Source organism: Mycoplasma phocoeninasale (genome assembly GCF_012934885.1).
GTDB classification, from domain to species: Bacteria; Bacillota_I; Bacilli_A; order Mycoplasmatales; family Metamycoplasmataceae; genus Metamycoplasma; species Metamycoplasma phocoeninasale.
Genome location: NZ_CP051480.1, coordinates 358,600 through 380,088, shown reverse-complemented (window position 1 = coordinate 380,088; position 21,489 = coordinate 358,600). Strand labels below are relative to the sequence as shown.

General features: G+C 29.2%; 16 protein-coding genes. 14 read left to right on the top strand and 2 right to left on the bottom strand.

Annotated elements, in window-relative coordinates:
• Positions 1-3: 3 nt before the first annotated feature.
• Positions 4-1,410, bottom strand: coding sequence for a glutamate--tRNA ligase (gene gltX / locus HGG64_RS01660; RefSeq protein WP_169580236.1), 1,407 nt, complete (start codon positions 1,408-1,410; stop codon positions 4-6).
• A gap of 17 nt (positions 1,411-1,427) precedes the next feature.
• Positions 1,428-2,318, bottom strand: coding sequence for a hypothetical protein (locus tag HGG64_RS01655; RefSeq protein ID WP_169580235.1), 891 nt, complete (start codon positions 2,316-2,318; stop codon positions 1,428-1,430).
• Positions 2,319-2,431: 113 nt separating this feature from the next.
• Here HGG64_RS01655 and HGG64_RS01650 point away from each other — a divergent pair, with 113 nt between their 5' ends.
• The 14 genes from HGG64_RS01650 (at position 2,432) to HGG64_RS01585 (ending at position 21,339) form a co-directional block, all read left to right on the top strand.
• The gene (locus HGG64_RS01650; protein WP_169580234.1) at positions 2,432-4,471 is read left to right on the top strand and encodes an Mbov_0121 family peptidase domain-containing ABC transporter; all 2,040 of its coding nucleotides are present in this window, start codon (positions 2,432-2,434) and stop codon (positions 4,469-4,471) included.
• A 56-nt stretch (positions 4,472-4,527) separates the two neighbouring features.
• The gene (gene ybeY / locus HGG64_RS01645; protein WP_169580233.1) at positions 4,528-4,986 is read left to right on the top strand and encodes an rRNA maturation RNase YbeY; all 459 of its coding nucleotides are present in this window, start codon (positions 4,528-4,530) and stop codon (positions 4,984-4,986) included.
• 18 nt (positions 4,987-5,004) lie between these two features.
• Positions 5,005-5,892 (top strand): GTPase Era, encoded by an 888-nt coding sequence (gene era / locus HGG64_RS01640; RefSeq protein ID WP_169580232.1) that lies wholly within the window; start codon positions 5,005-5,007, stop codon positions 5,890-5,892.
• Entirely contained in the window at positions 5,893-7,551 is a 1,659-nt protein-coding gene (locus HGG64_RS01635; RefSeq protein WP_169580231.1) for a hypothetical protein, read from the top strand.
• A gap of 23 nt (positions 7,552-7,574) precedes the next feature.
• Positions 7,575-8,963, top strand: a complete 1,389-nt coding sequence (locus HGG64_RS01630) for an ABC transporter ATP-binding protein (RefSeq protein WP_169580230.1) — start codon at positions 7,575-7,577, stop codon at positions 8,961-8,963.
• Positions 8,950-9,819, top strand: a complete 870-nt coding sequence (locus HGG64_RS01625) for an ABC transporter permease (protein WP_237076482.1) — start codon at positions 8,950-8,952, stop codon at positions 9,817-9,819. Before HGG64_RS01630 ends, HGG64_RS01625 begins: the two co-directional genes overlap by 14 nt.
• Positions 9,812-10,672, top strand: a complete 861-nt coding sequence (locus HGG64_RS01620; RefSeq protein WP_169580228.1) for an ABC transporter permease — start codon at positions 9,812-9,814, stop codon at positions 10,670-10,672. Before HGG64_RS01625 ends, HGG64_RS01620 begins: the two co-directional genes overlap by 8 nt.
• 6 nt (positions 10,673-10,678) lie before the next feature.
• Entirely contained in the window at positions 10,679-12,487 is a 1,809-nt protein-coding gene (locus HGG64_RS01615; protein WP_169580227.1) for a hypothetical protein, read from the top strand.
• A gap of 47 nt (positions 12,488-12,534) precedes the next feature.
• Positions 12,535-13,881 carry an asparagine--tRNA ligase gene (gene asnS, locus HGG64_RS01610; protein ID WP_169580226.1) on the top strand — a complete coding sequence of 449 codons (1,347 nt, stop codon included), beginning with the start codon at positions 12,535-12,537 and terminating at the stop codon, positions 13,879-13,881.
• Position 13,882: 1 nt separating this feature from the next.
• Entirely contained in the window at positions 13,883-14,878 is a 996-nt protein-coding gene (locus HGG64_RS01605) for a glycosyltransferase family protein (protein WP_169580225.1), read from the top strand.
• Positions 14,879-15,042: 164 nt separating this feature from the next.
• Positions 15,043-15,522, top strand: a complete 480-nt coding sequence (locus HGG64_RS01600) for an RDD family protein (protein WP_240939134.1) — start codon at positions 15,043-15,045, stop codon at positions 15,520-15,522.
• A 123-nt stretch (positions 15,523-15,645) separates the two neighbouring features.
• The gene (locus HGG64_RS01595) at positions 15,646-17,847 is read left to right on the top strand and encodes an ATP-dependent helicase (protein ID WP_169580223.1); all 2,202 of its coding nucleotides are present in this window, start codon (positions 15,646-15,648) and stop codon (positions 17,845-17,847) included.
• On the top strand, positions 17,837-19,423 hold the full coding sequence (locus HGG64_RS01590; RefSeq protein WP_169580222.1) for an MHO_4530 family protein: 1,587 nt from the start codon (positions 17,837-17,839) through the stop codon (positions 19,421-19,423). Before HGG64_RS01595 ends, HGG64_RS01590 begins: the two co-directional genes overlap by 11 nt.
• Before the next feature lie 8 nt (positions 19,424-19,431).
• Complete coding sequence (locus HGG64_RS01585; protein ID WP_169580221.1) at positions 19,432-21,339, top strand: M13 family metallopeptidase; 1,908 nt, start codon at positions 19,432-19,434, stop codon at positions 21,337-21,339.
• The last annotated feature ends 150 nt before the right edge of the window (positions 21,340-21,489 follow it).

The window sequence follows — 21,489 nt, the reverse complement described above, 5'->3', positions numbered from 1 at the left end:
AGTCTATATTTTAGTTGCATCTTCTAATCTCTTCATTATTAGATCTTCGCCAAACAAATAAATTGCCTTAGCAAGTTCAGGGCCATGCTCTTCATACGTTGCGGCTTTTCTAATTGGCATAAACAAATCCTTACCCTTAACATTACAAATATCTTTTGTTCTATTAATGGCTTCTTGAATACTATCAATGCTAAAGGGCATCGTCTTTAAGAGACTATAGAAAACCTTAATAACTTCAGTACCATCTAAACTAAGATCACAAACTTTTTTAGGTTGTAAATAAATTTTTAAGTTATTTTTAAGTTCCAAAACCGTTGGTGAAGATTGTTTATATGTGTCAACGAAAATTTCATTTCAATTATGATCTTTAGGAGAATTAATAAGGGAAATCAATTCGGCGTTGGCAATATTTTTCATATATTGTTTTGAAAATCATTCCATTTTTACAATATCAAATTTCGAAGGACTTTTACTTAGTCTAAGGGGGTCGAATTTTGAAATTGCTTCATCTTTGCTCATCATTTCAGTTTTATCAGCTGACGTTCACCCTAGTAGCATTAGAAAATTAAAAATAGCCTCGGGACGATATCCTTCATTTTTATAATCTTCAATAAACTGCTTAACACTATTGTCACGCTTTGATAGTTTTTTGCCTTCCATGTTGGTAATAATTGTTAGATGTCCAAACTCCGGCATTTCTCAATTAAAAGCCTGATATATGGCGATTTGTTTAGGAGTGTTAGTAATATGCTCTTCACCGCGAAGAACATGTGAAATTTCCATTTGGTGATCGTCAATGACTACAGCAAAATTATAGGTTGGATAGCCATCACTTTTAATAATAACAAAGTCACCAATATCATCACTGTTAACTGCAATTTCATCACGTACTAAATCTTTTCATCTATACACTGTATTTTTCGGCAATCTTAGTCGAATTGAATACTCACCGCTAGCATCACGCTTTGCCTTTTCGGCCTCTGAGATTTTCAATCAATTAGGATCATAACGAAATGAAGCAATTTTGGCATCTTCAGATTCCTGACGTTGCTTTTGTAGCTCATCCGCACTATCGTATGCCTTATAGGCTAGATTTTTTTGAATTAATTCATTAGCAGCTTCTTGATAAATTTGTAATTTTTCGCTTTGACGATATGGCCCGTATTTCAAATTTGGTTTTAGTGGACTTTCATCAGGAACAATACCAAGTCATGCTAGATTATTAAGTTGACTAGCTTCTCCACCCACAACATTTCTAGCAACATCAGTATCTTCTAAACGAAAGATAAAATCGCCATTAAAATGCTTAGCAAATAAATAATTAAATAGTGCTGTTCTTGCTCCGCCAATGTGTAAATATCCCGTTGGACTTGGAGCATATCTTGTTCTTATTCTTTTATCTTTATTCATAAATATTTTCCTTTATCTTATGGTTGTTCAAAAATAACTACAATTGGATCAGCAGCATCTTTTCAAAAATATGTACTACCTTTTGAGGCAATGGCGCCAGGAAAGTAAGGAAGGGGTGCTTCTTCAATTGGGAAATTATAAGGTCTACCGCGGCCATTTGATATTCTTGCTAAACCGGCAACTGATGGATCGGTGACTTCCTTTTGAATATTTGGGGCTGCCTCATCACTTTTTAAAATTCAGTATAGAATTAAAAAAAGTGCTTTGGGATTATCGTGATACTTTCTATAGGAATTATATGAAGCCGCTGAAGGAAAGAACTCACTTAGTTCTTTTCAAGTAAATGAAAATATTCGATAATCATATCTCCCACTAAAATTCACTGTATTCAAAAATTTAAATTGTTCTTTTAACTTGTAAACATGTTTTGAATCATACTCATTATTAATGTCAAAAGCTTGAATTGGACGCCCTTTTTCTGGAATATCAGTTGGAATTGGTAAGCCATTTTTTCCAATTTTATATTTAAAAGAGTCACCTTCACGAATTGGTTGACCATTGCTGTCAAATTCTATTTCATAAAGTTGAGGTTCATTACCTTGTGGTTTTTTTCCTGGTTCGTAAATATAAATTGGTTTTCCATCTTGATCAAATTTTAATTTTTTTACTTTATATGATATGTCATCAGGGTGAATTGGGTTGCTAGTTTGATAGTTATCGGAATTAAATGCGCTGGCTGATCCCTTAACATGATAGCCTTTTTCTTCAAACAACGCAACTGCTTCATCATTTAAAGTTACGGATGGTCTATTAAACTGACAACTTACAGCAATTAATGGAATCACTGCTGCGGCTGATAAGGCAAGGATTGCTAGTTTTTTGTTACGATTTTTGTGCTTTTTATTCATATTATAAAATTATACCTAATTTTTCGAACTATCACAATATCCAGATTAGTAACGTTTTCGCCTTTTTTTATTAAATTACCACTAAAAAAAATAATATCTATAAAAATTTAGATATGTGGATCGGAAAACAAATTGATATTAAAGATTGTGGAATTTTTGTGCTGCAGGCTTTCTTTAGAGAATATTACAATAAACTTTGTGACATAAATTATCTAAAGGTTAATGCTAAATATGATGAAAATGGTATTTCGTTATTTTCATTTAAAGAACTGGAAAATAAAATTGGACTTAAAATAGAAATTTTAGAGGGTGATTTTGAGTCATTTTTAAAAATTAATATTGACCAAGAATATGCTACCATTTTGAACCTTGAGCAAGGGCAGCATTATGTTATATTTGAAAGCAAAACTAGGAAAGGATTTTGACTAGTTGATTCAGTACGAGGGAGATATTTTTTGGCTAATGATGAGCTAGAAAGATATTACAATAATTTTATTATCATTGTCAAAAAAGATCAAGACAATAACTTTCAAAAAAACTCGATACCAAAACAGAATTATAGTATCCCTGTTAAATATGAATATCATAAATGAATTGTGATTTTTTTGCTTGTCATACTTACTCAACTTTTTTCATTTGTTGGTAGCTTTTATTCAAAATATATTTTTGAAGCTTTATTTGACAGTAAACAACACAATAAATTTTTAATAATTTTTGTTATCTTCTTATGAATAGTAATACTTCGCTTTTTAATGAGCTGATTGAACAAAATTTTAAAATTTAGAGTTAGCTCAAATTATGAAAAAAGAATTTATGAAAAACTTCAGCAAGATATCAGTAGGGCGCCAGAAATACAATTGAATAAAATATCACAAAATGAATTTTTATCTACTATAAGCCTAGTTCCCCAGATTGTTGAGTATAAAACTAACTTATTACTTTTTTCGCTCAATAACCTCGTTATTTTTCTCTCTGCCGGCATAATACTGGGAATTTTGAATAAAATTATCTTATATATTGCCATTTGCTACTGCTTGATTGTATTTATCATTTCCTTGCTTGGATTTCAAAGAATAAGAATGAATTATAGTCGATTAATAATTAAAAAAATTAATCAAATCCAAAACATAAATGGCGTTTTTCTTAATTGAAACAACCGTTGGAATCAAGAATATATGGCTTGAAAAATTCAAGATTTTAAAAAAATCTTAGATGATTCAATAAACTATCAGCAATTAATTTTCAAGATTGACACGGGCATCAATACATTCAATGACTTTCTTTTTACTGTTGTTCAAATGTTTATCTTATACTATGGGGCAATACTGTTCATTGCAAAAAAAATCAATATAGCAAATCTATCACTAATTTCTACCATTTTCACTCTTCTAAATTCACCGACAAAAAACATGTCTAGTTTGATTAGTGGCATTTCAATTAATAAGATCGGAATTTTAAGATTAAAGTTCTTATTTAATTTAAATATCAAGTCAGAAAAAAACCTAGTGGCCATCGAGTGCCCAGAAATCAACACTATTGCTTTTAAAAATTTAGAATTTTCTTATGGATCAATACCAATTTTTCAAAATCTGAATTATGAAATTGATAACCACACTCATTTGATTGGCTCAAATGGTTCTGGGAAATCAACATTGCTCAAAATTCTTTGGCAACTTTATTCACATACCTCTGGAGATATTTTAATTGATGGGATTAGCATTAAAAATATTAATTTAAAGCAATGAAGAGAGCAAATTTATTTAAACAACGATTCCGAATATTTTGATAGTGATAACTTACTAAATATAATTACTCAAAATGATGCAAAGAAAGTAGAAATATTTATTGATGCATATCAAAGATATAACCTTGCTGAAATTTTTAATATTTTTAAATTGAATTTACGATACAAAATCGAAAATTATGGCACAAATTTATCAAGTGGTCAACAACAATTTATTTCAATTATGCGTTTGTTTTGTAAAAAATATAGAGTAATCTGTTTAGATGAAATATTTGAAAACTTTTCTGAAGAGAGCTTTCATAAAATTAGCGAAAAAATAAGAAAATTTCAAGATAATTGCCTATTTATTGAAATCAGCCATGTAAATAGGTTCATCATTAATAATTCTTATAATAAATTAGTTTTTTAATAAAAAGATTTTTGTAATTTTTACAAATATAAAAATATTATTTATAATATACAAATATGAATAAATTAATGTTTAAAAATAGGAGTTTTTATCGCTTCAATTTTCTGGGAGAATTTATTAAGATTTTAGAAGAAGCTAAACTCGAATTTTTATCCAAAAAAGATTTACATGTGGATGTCCTATTTGTCACTCGTTGAAAGATGAAAAAATTAAATTATCAATACCGGCAAAAGAACTACACAACTGATATCTTAAGTTTTCCATTTAATGAAGAACATGAACTTGACTTTCTAGATGAAAGAGAATTGGGACAAATTATTATCTCCCCATGAAAGATAAAACAACAAGCCAAAAAATTTAATCATAGTTTAAAAAGGGAATTTTGTTATATATTCGCGCATGGCATCGCACATTTATTTGGTTTCGACCATATCACTGAAGATGAAGCAAAAGTAATGAATGGTCATGTTGATAATATTATGAAGAAATTAAAAATTAGTAGAGAAAATAGTTAATAAAAGTGAGGAATAATTATGAAAAAAATTTGTATCGTGTCGCTAGTTGGAAGACCTAATGTGGGAAAAAGCACCATTTTAAATACATTACTTGATTATGATCTTTCAATTGTTAGCAAAGTAGCACAAACAACAAGAGATCAAATCCGTGGAATATATAATGATGAGGACTATCAATTGATATTTATTGATACTCCCGGAATTCATAAAGCTGAGCATTTAATATCAGAAAAATTAAATAGCAAATCATATGCCACCTTTAATGAAGCTGATTTGGTTTTATTTGTTACTCCAGCTAATGAAGAAATCGGAAAAGGTGATAAATTTATCATTGAAAAAATTAATAATGAACACATAACTAATAAAATTGCTGTTATTTCAAAAATTGATCTAGAAAATAACATGGAAACATTAAGCCAAAAAGCTATGCAACTTAAAGATCTAGGATTTGAAAAGATATTAGGTGTTGGTAAAACCTATACTAATACTTACCGTGATCTGATTAACGAAATTAAAAAATTTGCATATGATTCAGAACCTTTTTATGATGAAGACCAACTAAGTGATGTATCACTTCGTTTTATGGCAAAAGAAATCATCCGTGAAAGCGCAATTAAAAATCTATATGAAGAACTACCACACTCAATCGCAGTAGAAATTGATGAGTTTAGAGAACCTAAAGAAGAAAACGGTACTTATGTAATAAATGCTACAATCTATGTTAAGAAAGAATCACAAAAAATGATTGTTATTGGAAAAGGTGGATCACTTATCAAAAAAATATCAATGATTTCAAGAAAGAAAATGGAAACACTATTCCAAAATAAAATATATTTGACAATACGGGTTAAATTAAATGAAAACTGGGTGGATAATGAAAGCAAAATCAACAAATTAGGTTATTAAATGAAAAAATATTTAGCAATAAATCATAAACTTAAGGTAATTTTAATATCAATTTTATCTGTTATTATGTTTGTGATTTTTGTATCAATTTTATCAATTAAAATTTTATCGCCTTTTAAAGTTAGTATTTATAACTACGAATCGTATTTAAATACTAAAACAATCGCAAAATTAAAACAAAAATATTCATACCATGCCTTTACTAATTTAGATGAGCTAACGCGGGCCATCAACAATAAAAAGGCTGTTGCTGGAATAGGAAGTGATTATCAAATTGCTCAGCTAATAGTCGACAAAAAATTAAGAAAAATTGATTTTTCTAGAGTTTTTGGTAAAGACTTTAAAAATGACGAAGAGATTTTGGAACACTATCCTCAAATTCTAAAAAATAATTTTAAAATTTTCAATGATTGAATAATTGCTGAGATTAAACAGAAAAATCCAAATAATATTATTCAAAATGATTGAGATAAAATCGCATACTCTGATTTTATTCCTTTCCTTTATTACAATGATAAAAATGAGGTAATCGGTTTTGAAATTGATGGCAGAGTCGGTGTCGATAATTACTATCAGTTTCTAATCCCTTATTTTATTTTAGACAAGCTAATTGTTTATAATATTGACAAAGAAAAAAATGAAACAACTGATCGAAATAATATAAAAGATGGTGTCTCATTTGACGATGTTAACGAACAAAGAACTTGATTTGATATTTTAAAAACTTTAACTAGTAAATATAAAATTCCACGAGTTTATTGAACAAACTGATTCCAAGATAATGCCATGATTGGTCAATTCTATGCTTATGAAAATGGTGACCTATCACAGAAAAATGGTGAACTATGAAAAGATTTAGATAAAGACAATTATAAATACATTATGAATTCTTTTCTAGAACTCGTTAAAAATGGAACAGGGCACAGTATCAAAGAATCTAATTTCAACAAACTGGTAACTGATGGACAAGAACTTGTCAGCACAATTATTGAACCAAAAAATGGAAAAGCTGACATTTCAATTATGTATAATGGCGATGCATTAGATGCATATTATGGCGAAGATAATTTTGAAAGACTGGGGCCAGAACCTCACGTTTCGTTTATCAGGCCACAAAATTCATACATGAATATTGACGCTTGAATTGTCTCAAGAGATACTGACGATGATGAGCTGAATACACTGCTCGACACCTTAAATGAAACTTTATTTAAGAATGCAGTTGCCACAAAAGCAGAAATTGAGACTCTATATTTGCAAGAAGTGTACACATTAATTAGCAAAAAAATAAACAATAGTAATTTCATAACTAAGAATTTATTTAATGATAGTGAAATGAAAATTGCCAAAAAAGTCTCGGAAATAGACCCAAATTTTTATAAAGAATATTATGATGAATTCAAAGCAGGGTTTAGTAGTCAAAATTTACCGTTCATTGAAAATTTTGATGTTATTAATTACACTCCAGCTTATGAAAATACTAATAAATTTTTAAGAGAATGATATTTCCTCGATGAAAATAAAAAACCAAACAAAAACGCAATTAAAATTTTTAATGCCGGTCAAGATCACGATACCAATTATCGGACTTATCAACCGATTCATTTAAGATTAAGAACCAATATTATTGATTATTATTACGAAACAACTAAATCATAGTTGAGAATAGAATAGGATTACATATGGAAAATAAAATGAAAAAAAATAATGGCCAAGACATCCCAATCATTGAGCTTGTCGATATTGTTAAAGAATATGATGACAAAACCGTTTTAGATAATGTTAATCTGTCAATTAACAAAGGCGAATTTATCACCTTGCTAGGTCCTTCTGGCTCAGGAAAAACTACTATTTTAAGAATTATTGGTGGTTTTGAATGAGTAACAAGGGGGGAAGTAAAATTTGATGGTAAAGATATCAAAGATTTAAGCCCCCACAAAAGAGATGTTTCAACAATCTTTCAAGATTATGCGCTCTTTCCACATCTGAACGTAGAAAACAATATTAAATATGGATTAAGATTAAAAAGAATTCCTCGCGAAAATATTCCTAAATCCTTTTCTGCTAAGTTAAAAGTTCAACAAAAAAAATGAGCTAAAAAGGCACAAACTGAGATGAAAAATCTTGATAAAACCATGGAACAGTACGAGAACTTTCTTCTAAGTAATAAACTATCTGAGAAAAAGAAAGATAAATACCAATCATGAATTGATGATATGGACTTCAAATATTCATACTGAGAAAATTTCGTTGACCTAAAAACAGAATCATTTGAAAAAAGATATTTAACTCGTCCAATAACTAACACAGAAATGGACAGAGAAGTCAAGCAGATTATGAAACTGGTAGGTCTTGAAGGCAATGAAAAGAAAAATGTTAATTTCTTATCAGGTGGAATGAAGCAAAGAGTTGCTCTCGCAAGATCTTTAGTAATTGAGCCACAGATTCTTTTATTAGATGAACCACTAAGTGCTCTTGACGCTAAGATTAGAGAAAAAATGCAAACCTTATTGCGTGATATTCAAAGAAAATTAAAACTAACTTTTATTTTTGTTACTCACGACAGAAATGAAGCACTAGAATTAAGCGATAGAATTGCTGTTATTAGAGATGGACAAGTTGAACAATTTACTACTCCACATGAACTTTATGATTATCCAATTAATAAATGGGTAGCAAACTTCATTGGTAATTCAAACTTTTTTGATGGCCAATTTATAAAAGCCAACAAGGTTAAATTTATGAATAAAACCTATGAAACTATTCATGATGAATTTCAAGTTGATGAAGAAGTAGATGTTTTAATAAGACCGGAGGATATTACAATTACAAGGTCAAAAAATAATGCTAAGATGGCCGGAACAATTGTTAAATCAACATACGGTGGTAGCTACTACACCTATGAAATTAAAGTCAAAGACAAGATAATTGTTGTTGAAACTTCAACAAAACATGAAGTTGACAAAGATGTATATTTAAACTGAAGCGTTGATTCTATTCACTTAATGAAGAAGGATTTAAAATTAAAAGCTGAAGAAGAAGCGGATGGTAATGTCGATGAAAATATCTAGCTTAAACAAAATTAAAAAAAGAAAATTTAACTTCTTAAATGGAATGAGTAAATTCCAACTAACAGTTTTAATCCCTTACATTATCTTTGCAATACTTTTTATTGTTCTTCCCATGATTTTAATTTTTATCTATGCTCTAAAGCCAATTGACGATCAAGTAAGATTAGAGAACTGAGAAATCGTTGCAAAACCTTCAACATGATTAATCATTCTTAGATCACTGTGAACTGGTTTAATTGCCGCCACAGCAGCCCTAATTGTTGGTTTTCCTTATGCCTATATTGTTGCTAAGTCAAAATCAATAATCTTCAAAACTTTGGCGCTAAGCTTAATTTTAAGTCCCCTTGCTATCTTTACGATTTCAAAAGCACTTGCAGTACGTGGACTATTCTCAGCAATCTTTGATGAAAATCATCTAAACAATAACGCATTTATTATTTTTGGTATGGTTTATCTATTTTTACCATTTATGATTATGCCACTATATCAAGTAATAAAAGATATGCCCAATAATATTTTAGAAGCATCAGAGGACCTTGGATATTCAAAATTTAAAACTCTATTCAAGGTGATTCTTCCTTACTGTTCTAGAGCTATTCTAAGTGGCTTTGGAATTGTGCTTATGATTGCGGCCACATCAATTATTATTTCTGATAAACTTCTACCTAATGGTAGTCAAAAACAGCTAATAGGAAATTTAATTAATCAATTTGCTAATACTGCTAACCCATTTGATTTAGCCAATGCTTCATCATTAGTTATTATTACTCTTTTGGTGCTATTAGCTATTTATGGACTAATCTACGGAATTCCTTACATTATTGCCAAAAGAAAACAAGGAGGTATATATGAGTAAATTTAAAAGTGTTCTAAAACATTCATATATTATTGTTATTCTTGCCTGTCTTTACATACCAATAATTTTTGGAACCATTTATAGTTTCAATGCTCCATCGGATAAAGGAATATTTTCCGTTACAACATGAAATAGATTTTCATATGCGGCCTATGTTGAACTATTTTCAAAATCTCATGCACTAGCATTTGTTAACTCTTTTCTGTTAGGATTAGCAACTTCAATTTTAGTAATCACCCTTTCGCTAATCACTGTCTTTTCGCTATGAAGACATAAAAATAAAACCGCAAGAACTTTTGTTCAATCAACATCTAATGTGCCACTAATTAACCCTGATGTAATTACTGGACTAACTCTTGCTATTGTTTTAAATTTAATTTTCTTAGGAACCCTTAAAGCAACAAATGAAGGATTTTTTAGGGCAATTATTGGCCACACTGTCATGACCTTGCCTTATGGAATTCTAATTATGTTACCAAAAAGTGACAAATTCTCTAAAAGTATTTTTGAATCAAGTCAAGATCTTGGATATTCAAAAATTAGAACTTGATTCAAAACTTATTTTGTTTACATGTTAGGATCAATTGGTTTTACTTTCGTTATTACTATTGCCTTATCATTTGATGATTTTATTATTACCAGAATTGTTTCTAACACTGAAACTCTCGGAACGCAGTTATATGAAGGTCAGTTTCAAGCATGATCGCTTGGAATTGGAGCAATATCACTCTTAGTGGTAATATTAGCAAATACAATTTATATCGCCACCAAAGGTTCAAGAATTGTTAAAATGAAAAAATTAGCCCAACTAAATTTAAAAGGAAATGCAAAAAAATCGCATTTAAATAGGTAATTTAAATTGAGAACACGTGTATGAAAAATTATTATTTCTATATTTTTTATAATCCTAAGTTTTTTTGCTTTAATCGCAGCTATCGCAATTAAATTTGGAAACCAATATCGACCAAGTGTATACAACTATGAATCGTATTTATCGCCTAAAATAATTGGTCAAATTAAAGAGAAATACAACTATAAAGTATTCAAAGAAATCAGCGAATTCACTCAAGCGCTTACTCAAGATAAAGCAATTGCTGGTGTTGGAAGTGACTTTCAGGCGGCGCAACTAATAATTGACCAAAAAATTAAAAAAATCAACTTTGAAAAAATTTATGGACCGGGAACTCAAGATTGAGAAGTTCGCAAACATTTCTACACAAAAAATGTCATTTCTCATCTTGAAGCTTTTGATGCAATAATTCTAAATACATTAATAAAGCTAGAGTCGGAAAATAAATTAGAACGTTACAAATACCACATTATCAGAGATGAAAAAACTGGAGAAGCAGTTGGATATAGTACTATTGCTAACTCAAAAAAATCTGATCATTTCTATGAATATGTTTTGCCATATTTTATTCAAGATAAAGGTATTGCATACAACATTAACGAAGAGACTCGACCTAATTTAGACATTAATAAAGCAGTAGATGAAATTGGGGATAAAAGTCAAAAATTAGATTGAGACGAAATCTTTAACTCGCTACGTTCAGCTAATTATAAACATTTTGGATGAACTAATGCCTTTGTTGATAATCTTATGATTGGAGCAATGACACATGGCGAGAACTGAATGGATATTTTCACTAAAGTGGTTAATTCAAAAAGAGTTTTTGATTTTAATGACGATAACTATCGCTTAGCAATTGATTCATTCATTAAGTTTGTTGAAAAAGCAACTGGCAATAGTATTAAAAATGCTCAATATAATTATTTGAGTGGTGATGGACTTGAATTATTAAATCACTTAATTGAACCAAAAGCCGGAAGATCAGACGCTGTTATTATGTATAATGGTGATGCTCTTGATGCTTATTATTCAACTGATAATTTCTCAAATGTTGAAGAAGGAAAAATTAAATTCATTCGTCCTAAAAATAATTATTTATTAATGGATAACTGAATTCTTTCAAAGGCACTAACAGATAAGGAATCGGATGAAGTTTTAGAAACCATCGGTTCATTAATTTACAAACAAACTCCATATACTAGCAGTGAAGATAATTCACAAAATATTAGCACTGATATATCAGTTCTAGAACGTTCATTTTTTAGTGAACTAAAAGAATATCTAGAAGATGAAAATTTAGTAAAAACCGAAAAAGATAAATTAACAAAAAAACTAAATGAACTTGATATTGAAGCTCAAAAAGATTTAATTAAATCGTTTAATGAATCAGAAAGTTTAGACCTAAAATCAACATTATTTTCTACTAATTCAAATTGAGAAGACATTAAGAACTGAAACCTTCAAAAATTTGATGAGTTTATCAAAGACCCTGAGTTAGAAAAAAATTATGAATGACTGCTGATTATTAGAAACACCTTTAGTGATGACAGTCTTGGTTTTTCAGAAGCAATAGCAGATCTTTTCTCGGAAACAAATATTGGTGATATTTCAAACTTTGACTATGTTTCATATACGCCAACAAGTAACGCAACATATAATTTCATTTTAAAATGATATTTTGCTAATGATGAAGAGGCAATTAAAATCTACGAACAACCCGATTCAGACACTACATACAGCTTATTTCCTTACCCAATAATTGATAACAATTTAAGAACTAAAATCTCAAGTTATTACTTTGAGGCAACCAAGTCATAAAAAATAAATTATATTATTCATATATAATTAAGTATTAAGGAGAAAATATGACAATAAAACAGCTATTTTTAGAAAAAGAACAGTTGAAAAGCATGACTGATTATCAATTTGAGGGGTGAGTAGTATCAAATCGTGGAAATGATAAGATTCGTTTCATTACTTTAAATGATGGAAGTACAATCGATAATTTACAGTTAGTAATAAAAGGTGAAATGATTAAGAATAAATTAGTGGACGAAATTTCACTAGGTTCATCATTAAAAATTAAAGGTAAAATAAACTTAACTCCAAGCGCTCAACAACCATTTGAGCTTGTAGTTGAATTTCTTGAAGTTATTGGCAATGTTGACGAAGATTTTCCAATTCAAAAAAAAGAAACCTCAATCGAATTTTTAAGGGAAATCCCGCATCTTAGAAACCGCACTAAATTATTTAAAGCTATCACTCTAGTTAGAAATTCACTTTTATTTGAAATTCACAAATACTTTCAAGAACATGAATTCATTAATTTTGCAGCTCCAATTATTACTTCAAATGATGGAGAGGGTGCTGGCGAAACTTTATTAGTTAATGACGAAACTAAAAACTACTTTTTTAAACAGAAGGCATTTTTGGGGGTAACTGGACAGCTACATGGCGAATCTTATGCACAGGCTTTCAAGAGAATATACACCTTTGCTCCAACATTCAGAGCTGAAAATTCACACACTTCACGTCATCTAGCGGAATTCTGAATGATTGAACCGGAAATGGCGTTTTTCAACCTTGATCAAACAATTCACTTAGCTGACGACCTACTAAAAACTGCGATTAGAAATACCACTAAAAACTATCCAGCTGAAATGCAATTCCTAGATAGTTTACAAGACAATAAACTTTTACCAACACTTGATAAATTTATTAACACAAAACTACAAGTTATTGACTATGCAGATGCATTGAAAATTTTAGAAAAACATAAAGATATTTTTGAAGAAAAAGATTTATATTTTGGTGTTGATTTAGCATCAGAGCATGAAAAATTTTTATCAAACGAAGTTGCTAAAGGACCAATTGCTGTTATAAACTACCCCAAAGACATTAAGGCTTTCTATATGAAACAAAATGCTGATGGCAAAACCGTAGCAGCATTTGACTTGCTTGTTCCAGGCATTGGCGAATTAATTGGTGGTAGTGAAAGAGAAAATAACTACAGCAAGCTAGTATCTCGACTAAAAGAGTTAAACATTTCACAAGAACCTCTACAATGGTATTTAGATCTAAGAAGATTTGGTTATGCCCCAACCAGTGGCTTTGGTGTTGGTTTTGAAAGACTTGTTATGTATGTAACTGGGATTTCAAACATTCGTGATGCTATTCCTTTTCCAAGAGTTCCCGGACAAATAAAGATGTAATATGAAATCACCATTAACAATTATTGTTCCGATCTATAAACCAACTATTTCAATTGACGATATTTTCCATAACCTTCTCAAACAAAAAGATCAAAATTTCAAAATTGTAATTACTATTGACAAACCATCTGAGTACGACTTGGATGCAATAGCAAAATTACAAATGAAACTAAAAAATCGCATTAGTTTAATTATTAATACTTCGCACCAACATATTACAAGTGTTCTTAAACAGGCAATGGAATATGTAAAAACTGAATACACTTATGTTTTATATTCATACACCAAAATCAAAAGTGGATTTATTAAGAATTTTAATGAATTTATTAGCGGCTGTGCTACAAAACCAGATTTCATCGAAGTGCTTAGTTCATGCAAAGGAATTGTTGAACATAAACTATATGGTTCGCACTTCAGCACTAATAAAGTTATTGAGCTAAAAAATGATTTATCGCCTTTTGCTTACGCCATTCCATTTGCCTTTGCCGCCATTATGAAAACTGAAATTTTTAGAAGTATTTGTGAAGATACTAAGTTAAAAAATGCCAATTTGCAGTACACACCATACTACACCTTTAGTGGTTTAATTTTGTCCAAAACCTTTGCTTTTATTAACACAACATGAGTGTCAGATCATAACAATAATATTCTTTTGCTTAATCCAAAGTCAATCAATAAAACCTGAACAGTTATTGAAACCCTTGGCAGTGAATTAAATGAAAACACCAAAATTGCTTTAGAATTCGCAAAATACTTAAACTTTAATTATTTTATTGCAGGCTATCTAGGGTCGGCTAAATTTAAAAGAAAAAGTCAAAGTGCTAAATCACTTAAAAATCTAAAAATGGCTCTCTTTGATTTGATTAATGAAATTGGCTGAAATGAAAAAAATAAAAGCCTTAATTTAATTCAAAAACTTAATTTAACTCAGCTGAAAGATTTAGCTAGTGACATTTCTAGCTGAAATTTAATATTTAAAAAAATCTCATGGGATTAATTAATCGTAAAGCTAATTTTTGAATTAGACTTCTTGCCACAATAATTGATTTGCTAATTTTCATTGCCTTCGCTATTAGTTCATCATTTTTAGTGTTTAACTATAAACTTGGAGAATATATTAATAAGTGAAATTATTATGTTTGACTTACGCTCCTGATTTTAATGTTAAATATTTTTTGAATAATTATTCCAATATTATTTCAGGGACAAACTATTGGTATGATGATTTGTAAAATCAAAATCATTCCACAAGAAGCTAAAACCAAACTAAGCCGAGCAATTTTTGATAGACAAAGATTATTTGCCTTTACATGGATGATCATTTTCGCTTTATTCATTATCTTTGTATCACCAGAATTATTCATAAAAGCTGCGAAAATCAATAGAAATAGTGGCAAGTTAGAAACGCTTGAGAGGGTTTTTGTGCTAATTCCCACCGCTTTAGCCTCATTTGCGACATTTGCTGAAATTTTTTTGGTCATTAGCAACGTAAAGGAGAGTCGAATTGGTATTAATGATAACCTATCAAACACCTATACCGTTTGAAAAAATAGATTCGATAAATCTGAAGAAATTCAAGAAATTAAAGCAATTATTAAGCCAAAAATACGAGAACTACCCAATCTAAAATACGAAAATTAAAAATGTAGAAAGTTTTTAATTTTTTTATTGCCTTATTTTGCCCTGATTACCTTGATTTTGTTGTGCTAATGTTATAATTATTGTTAGTGTTTATTTTTAAACATTATATCTTAGGAGGAAGTTATGATTAATTTAGATATTCTAAATGAACAGCAAAAAGCTGCCGTTATGTACAATGAAGGTCCGCTTAGAATTATAGCCGGAGCCGGATCCGGGAAGACCAAGGTTCTGACTCATAAGATTGCTTATTTAATTGAAAATGAAAGAATATCGCCAGAAAAAATATTAGCCTTAACATTTTCCAACAAAGCAGCCAATGAAATGAAACAAAGAGTATTTCAATTATTAGCAAATATGGACGTAGAAGGCAATCCGACTATTTCAACATTTCATGCCATGTGTGCCAAAATTTTAAGAAGTGAAATCCACAATTTTGGATATAGTAATGATTTTCAAATCTTAGATGAACTTGATCAAAAAGAAGTTTTAAAAATCGTATATAGTGAATTAAACATTTCAAGTACAGAATATACATACTCTTCAATAATTAGTTTTATTCAAAATAAAAAAAATGAAATTGAGAACTTTGAAGAAAAAAACAATAAAAATATTGAAGAAACCGATGATAAGGTTGCTAAAACCAAAGAAATAATTTATCAACAATACCAAATTCATCTACAAAGATCGCGTTCTTTGGATTTTGACGATTTACTAGTTTTTGTTTATCGTTTGTTTTATGATCCTAGATTTAAAAAAGTTGCTGATAAATGAAAAAAGAAGTATGAATATGTGTTAATTGATGAATTTCAGGATACAAGTGTTCTGCAATATATGATTATGAAAAAAATTGCCACCACGCCGTATTTAACAATTGTTGGTGACCCAGACCAAACTATTTATTCGTGAAGAAATGCTGATATTAACATTATCATGAACTTCGACAAAGATTTTTCAAATGCCCTAACAATTAAATTGGAAGAGAATTATCGTTCAACTAAATCCATCCTAAAAGTTGCTAATAATTTAATTTCTCATAATAAATTAAGACTAGACAAAAAACTATTCACAAAAAACGAAGAAGGTGAAGATATTGAATTTTATTGTGGATTTAGTGATGAAGCAGAAGCTAGATGAATTGCCAACAAAATCTCCAATCTAAAAAGAAATCGAGTACAACTAAAAAACATCGCAATTTTATACCGGATTAATAGCTACTCGCGAGCAATTGAAGAAGCTCTAATAAGAGAAAATAGCATTTATAAAATCTTTGGTTCAATTAAATTCTATCAACGCGAAGAGATAAAAGACGCCTTAGCCTATTTAAGGGTTATTCATGATGGAAGTGAAATATCATTACTTAGAATCATTAATAAACCTTCAAGAAAAATTGGCAACATAACTATTGATAAGCTTCTTGCTTTTGCGAGAAACAAAAATATGGATTTATTTAGTTGTTTACAAAGTAATTTTGAAGAAATACAAACTAAGTTAAGAATATCGGTGGATACGCTAAAAAATATTGCTAGCTTAATTAATGAAATTAGATGAGCAAAGCGAGCAATCCAACAAAATTCAATTCATCTAACCTTAAAAGAATTAATTTTTAATCGCCTTAAATATTTTGAAGAAATTAAAAAATCAGAAGAAGAATATGAAGCCAGAGTTGAAAACTTTATGAGTTTAATTGATGCTATTGAAAATTGAGAGAAAAAACACCCCAAGGGAACAATTGATGAATATCTACAAGAAATTACTTTAATTACTGATCGCGACGTTGAAGATGATGCCGTTAGTTTTGTCTCGCTGATGACAGTCCACAATGCAAAAGGGTTGGAATTTGATTATGTATTTATAGCTGGACTTTCAGAAAATATCTTCCCTTTACGCAGGGCAATTTTACTTTCACCTCAAAAAGACTTTATTTACCTAAAAAAAATGGATAATAAACAAGAAGAAAATTTTGAAGGTTTGGAAGAAGAAAGACGTCTTGCTTATGTCGCCATGACAAGAGCTAAGAAAAAATTATTTCTTTCATTTTCTGTTGGCAAAAGTGGAATTAACACAAAAAGTCGCTTTTTAGATGAGGCGGGAATTCACGAAAATAAATCTATTCGCATTGCCAATAATTTCTCGATTGCACAGGAAAATAAAAATAATGATAATTTAATTATCGGCGATTATATAACACACAAAACATATGGTAAGGGTTTAATTATAAATATGGTTGATGAAATTATTGAAGTTCAATTTGAAATCGATAAAAAGATAAAGAAACTCGCTAAACATCATCCAGCCATAAAGAAGTGGGAGGAAGATGAACAGTAGTAATAATATACATGAAGAATATAATGTCTTATTAGTGATCATTTGATTAATATCAATTGTTCTAATTTTTTTGGCAGTCACGTTTTTAATCTTTATTATCGGCAAAAGACGTTACGCTAAAATCCAAAATTCTGAAGGTTATATGTCACTATCAGTTGACCTAAAAAAAAGCAGAATAAAAATTAATAATGATAGTGAAGTGAGAAATGTTGATCCTTGATTTTTTAGAAAAACCGCTTTGTCTAGCGGTAAATGAGTTAAACTCTCTGATTTTTTAAATTGCCTTCCTTCCGAGATTAAAGAGCAGATTGAAAATCTTCTCCAAGCTAAAAAAGCAGAAAAAATTAGATTTTCAATTATTGATAATAAAATGTTACAAATACAATCCTTTATTAAGTTTCAAGTTAATAATTTTGAAGGTGACCTAGCTAATTGCTTTATTGAGTGAAAAAATTTTAGCGTTAAAGATGAAAAAGTATTCAAGGAAATCGAGGAAAGCAATGAATATTTATTTGATGAAAAAAATAAATATTTTGCCCTTGCTTTTATTTTAAATGTTAGCAATATTTCGACCGTTGAAAACTTTATTAACTTATTTAAAAAACAATGTGCTGTTAAAGAAATTTTTAATATTAAACCAATTCTAAAATGAAATAAACTTTTTTTTATTTTTCCATTTGAAGATTTTTCACCAGTTGAAGCAAAAGCAGCAATAGAACAAATTGTTACTGCTGCTAAAACATATGTTAAATGCTACTCACGGATGGTAACATTTAATAATCAACTTCTAAATAATATTAGCGAAGAAAAATTTAATATCTTATTTGACTATATTAAAATTAGATATGCTGGCGAAAAACAAGGAAAATTAATTGAAATTAGCAATAAATGACTAGAAGAAAATGATTTTATTGACTTTGAAAAGCAATATAAAATTATTGAGGACGAAATTAAAGAATCAAAAATAATTACAAATGAAGAAATACTTTTCAAAAATTTTAGTAATAAAAAATTTGCTACTAGAAAACTAACTTTTAAAAATAGATTTTTAGAATTAAATCACGCAACTAATGACAGTATTAAAAACCTTGACATTTACAAAGACCTTATTTTTAATTTTTATGATAATGTTGAAAAATATAAATTGAATAATTCACTCGTGTTTATAGAGGATTTCATTCTAAATTCTGTTGGCCCCGAAAAAATTATTTTTGCCGATGCAAAATGTAAAAATTTAATTCAAATTATTGAATTTGGTAACTTGAATAGTATAAATAACTTAAAAATTATGCTTGAGAAAAAATTAAAAGGTGAAAGAATTAATTTAGCCATTAAAATTAATAAGATTAGCGAGCCGATTGTCAATTTGATTTCACCCTGAATTAAATTTATTTGAATTGGAGAAAATATCACTTCTAGGTTAAGTGATCCCGCTACTCTACTACTACTTAACAGTTTATTCAAAAAAGCTATGCAACATGATATTAAGGTTGTATTAGAAAAATTAAATTATAAATTTTATAAGAAAGTATTATACAAATACAAACAAAATATTATTTACACAAATATAGATTAAGGATAATTATGAACAAAGCATTACTAAATGACGATTTCTACGAAGCCATTAATGGAGATTGAATTAGAGAAAATGAAATTCCTGAGCACAAAAGTGTTATTGGTTCTTTTGAAGAAATCGATGAAAAACTAAATAAACTAAAAAAATCTTTACTAACTAAATGAGATAAAGATAGTTCTGAAATTGCTAATCAACCTCTACTACTTGAGATGGTAAAATTCTATCGCCTTTACAATAATTGAAATGACCGAAAATTAAATGGTATAAAACCTTTAGAAAGAATTATTAATTGAATTAAAGAATTCGAGTCGTGAAAAGATATTGAAAGAAACTATGCCCAACTAACATATTGAGGATTTGCTACACCAATTCCTTTTGCTATTGGCACTGATTTTAAAAACAGTGAGCTAGAAATTCTATACATGTCAGATCCAACTTGTATCTTACCGGAAAAAAGCTACTACACTGACTTAGCTAAAAAAGGTAAATTATATGAAATATGATCGAATATGGTGTTAAAGTTACTTAAAAAAGTTGTTGGTGCTAGAGAAGCTCACAAGTTGATTAAGGAGGCTTTAAAATGAGACGAAGCCGCTTCAGAGTATATTTTATCAGCTGAAGAGTCGGCAATTTATACTAACCTATATCATCCAAAAAGAGTTGAAGATATTGACAAACATATTAAGAGTTTATCAGTTCCAAAAATTTTGAATAAATTAGTAAACCAAGATGTTGAAATGATAATCGCCGTAAAAAGTTCACTAGTTAAGGATTATCAAAAACTTTTAGTTGACAAAAACTTTAAACTATTCAAATCGTTTTTACTAATCAATGCCATTTTAAAATTAGCACCTTATCTAGATTATAAATTTGATGAAGTTGCTGGTGAATTCCAAAGGGCACTTAGAGGCCAGAAAAAAGCGCTTGATAAACAAAAGAAAACAATTAATGTTGTTGTAGATTCACTATTTGGAATGCCATTTGGTAAATATTATGGTGAAAAGTATTTTGGCGAAAAAAATAAGAAAAACGTTGAATATATGGTTCAAAACATGATTCAAATCTACAAAAATCGTCTTGAAAATAATGAATGACTAAGTATTAAAACTAAACATAAAGCTATTTACAAATTAAGTAAAATTGGTGTACATGTTGGATATCCTACGAAAATTCCTTCATTCTATAGCGATTTCAAGGTTGAAAAATATGATGGATATAATGACCTTGTAGAAAATTATTTAAAATTTAAAGAATTAGCCACAAAAAACGAATTTGCTAAATATATGAAACCAATCGATAAAGAGCTTTGAGCAATGAGTCCTGCAATTGTTAATGCATATTACAGTCCTAATCAAAATAAAATTGTCTTTCCTGCGGGAATCTTACAACCTCCATTTTATAGTAATAAACAAGGCTCAAGTGCTAACTATGGAGGTATTGGTGCTGTTATAGCACACGAGATCTCACACGCCTTTGATAACAACGGTGCCAACTTTGATGAAAACGGAAATATGATCAATTGATGAACTGACTCGGATAAAAAAGAATTTCAAGAAAAAGCAAATAAAATGATCGAATTATTTGATGGCAAGGAAATTGCGGTTGGAGCATGCAATGGTAAACTTACTGTCTCGGAAAACATTGCTGATGCTGGCGGATTAGCTTGTGCTTTAGAAGCTGCTAAACTGGAAAAAGATTTTAATGCTAAGAAGTTTTATATTAATTTTGCAGTAATTTGAAAAATGAAATACAGAGAGGAGTTGCAGAGACTACTGCTAGACATTGATGTTCATGCGCCAGCTAAACTAAGAGCCAATATTCAAATTCAAAATTCAAATGATTTTTATAAAGCATTTGATATTACCGAAAAGGATAAGATGTATTTAGCTCCTGAAAAAAGAGTAAAAATTTGATAGTATAACTTAAACATCATCGCTAACGTTGATGTTTTTTTATAATTTTTTTTAATTTATAAGCAAATTAAAAAAATAGAATATCAACAGATATAATGAAGTAATTGATAATAAACTAAAGAAAGAAAAACACATGAAAAAAAAGAAATTTAA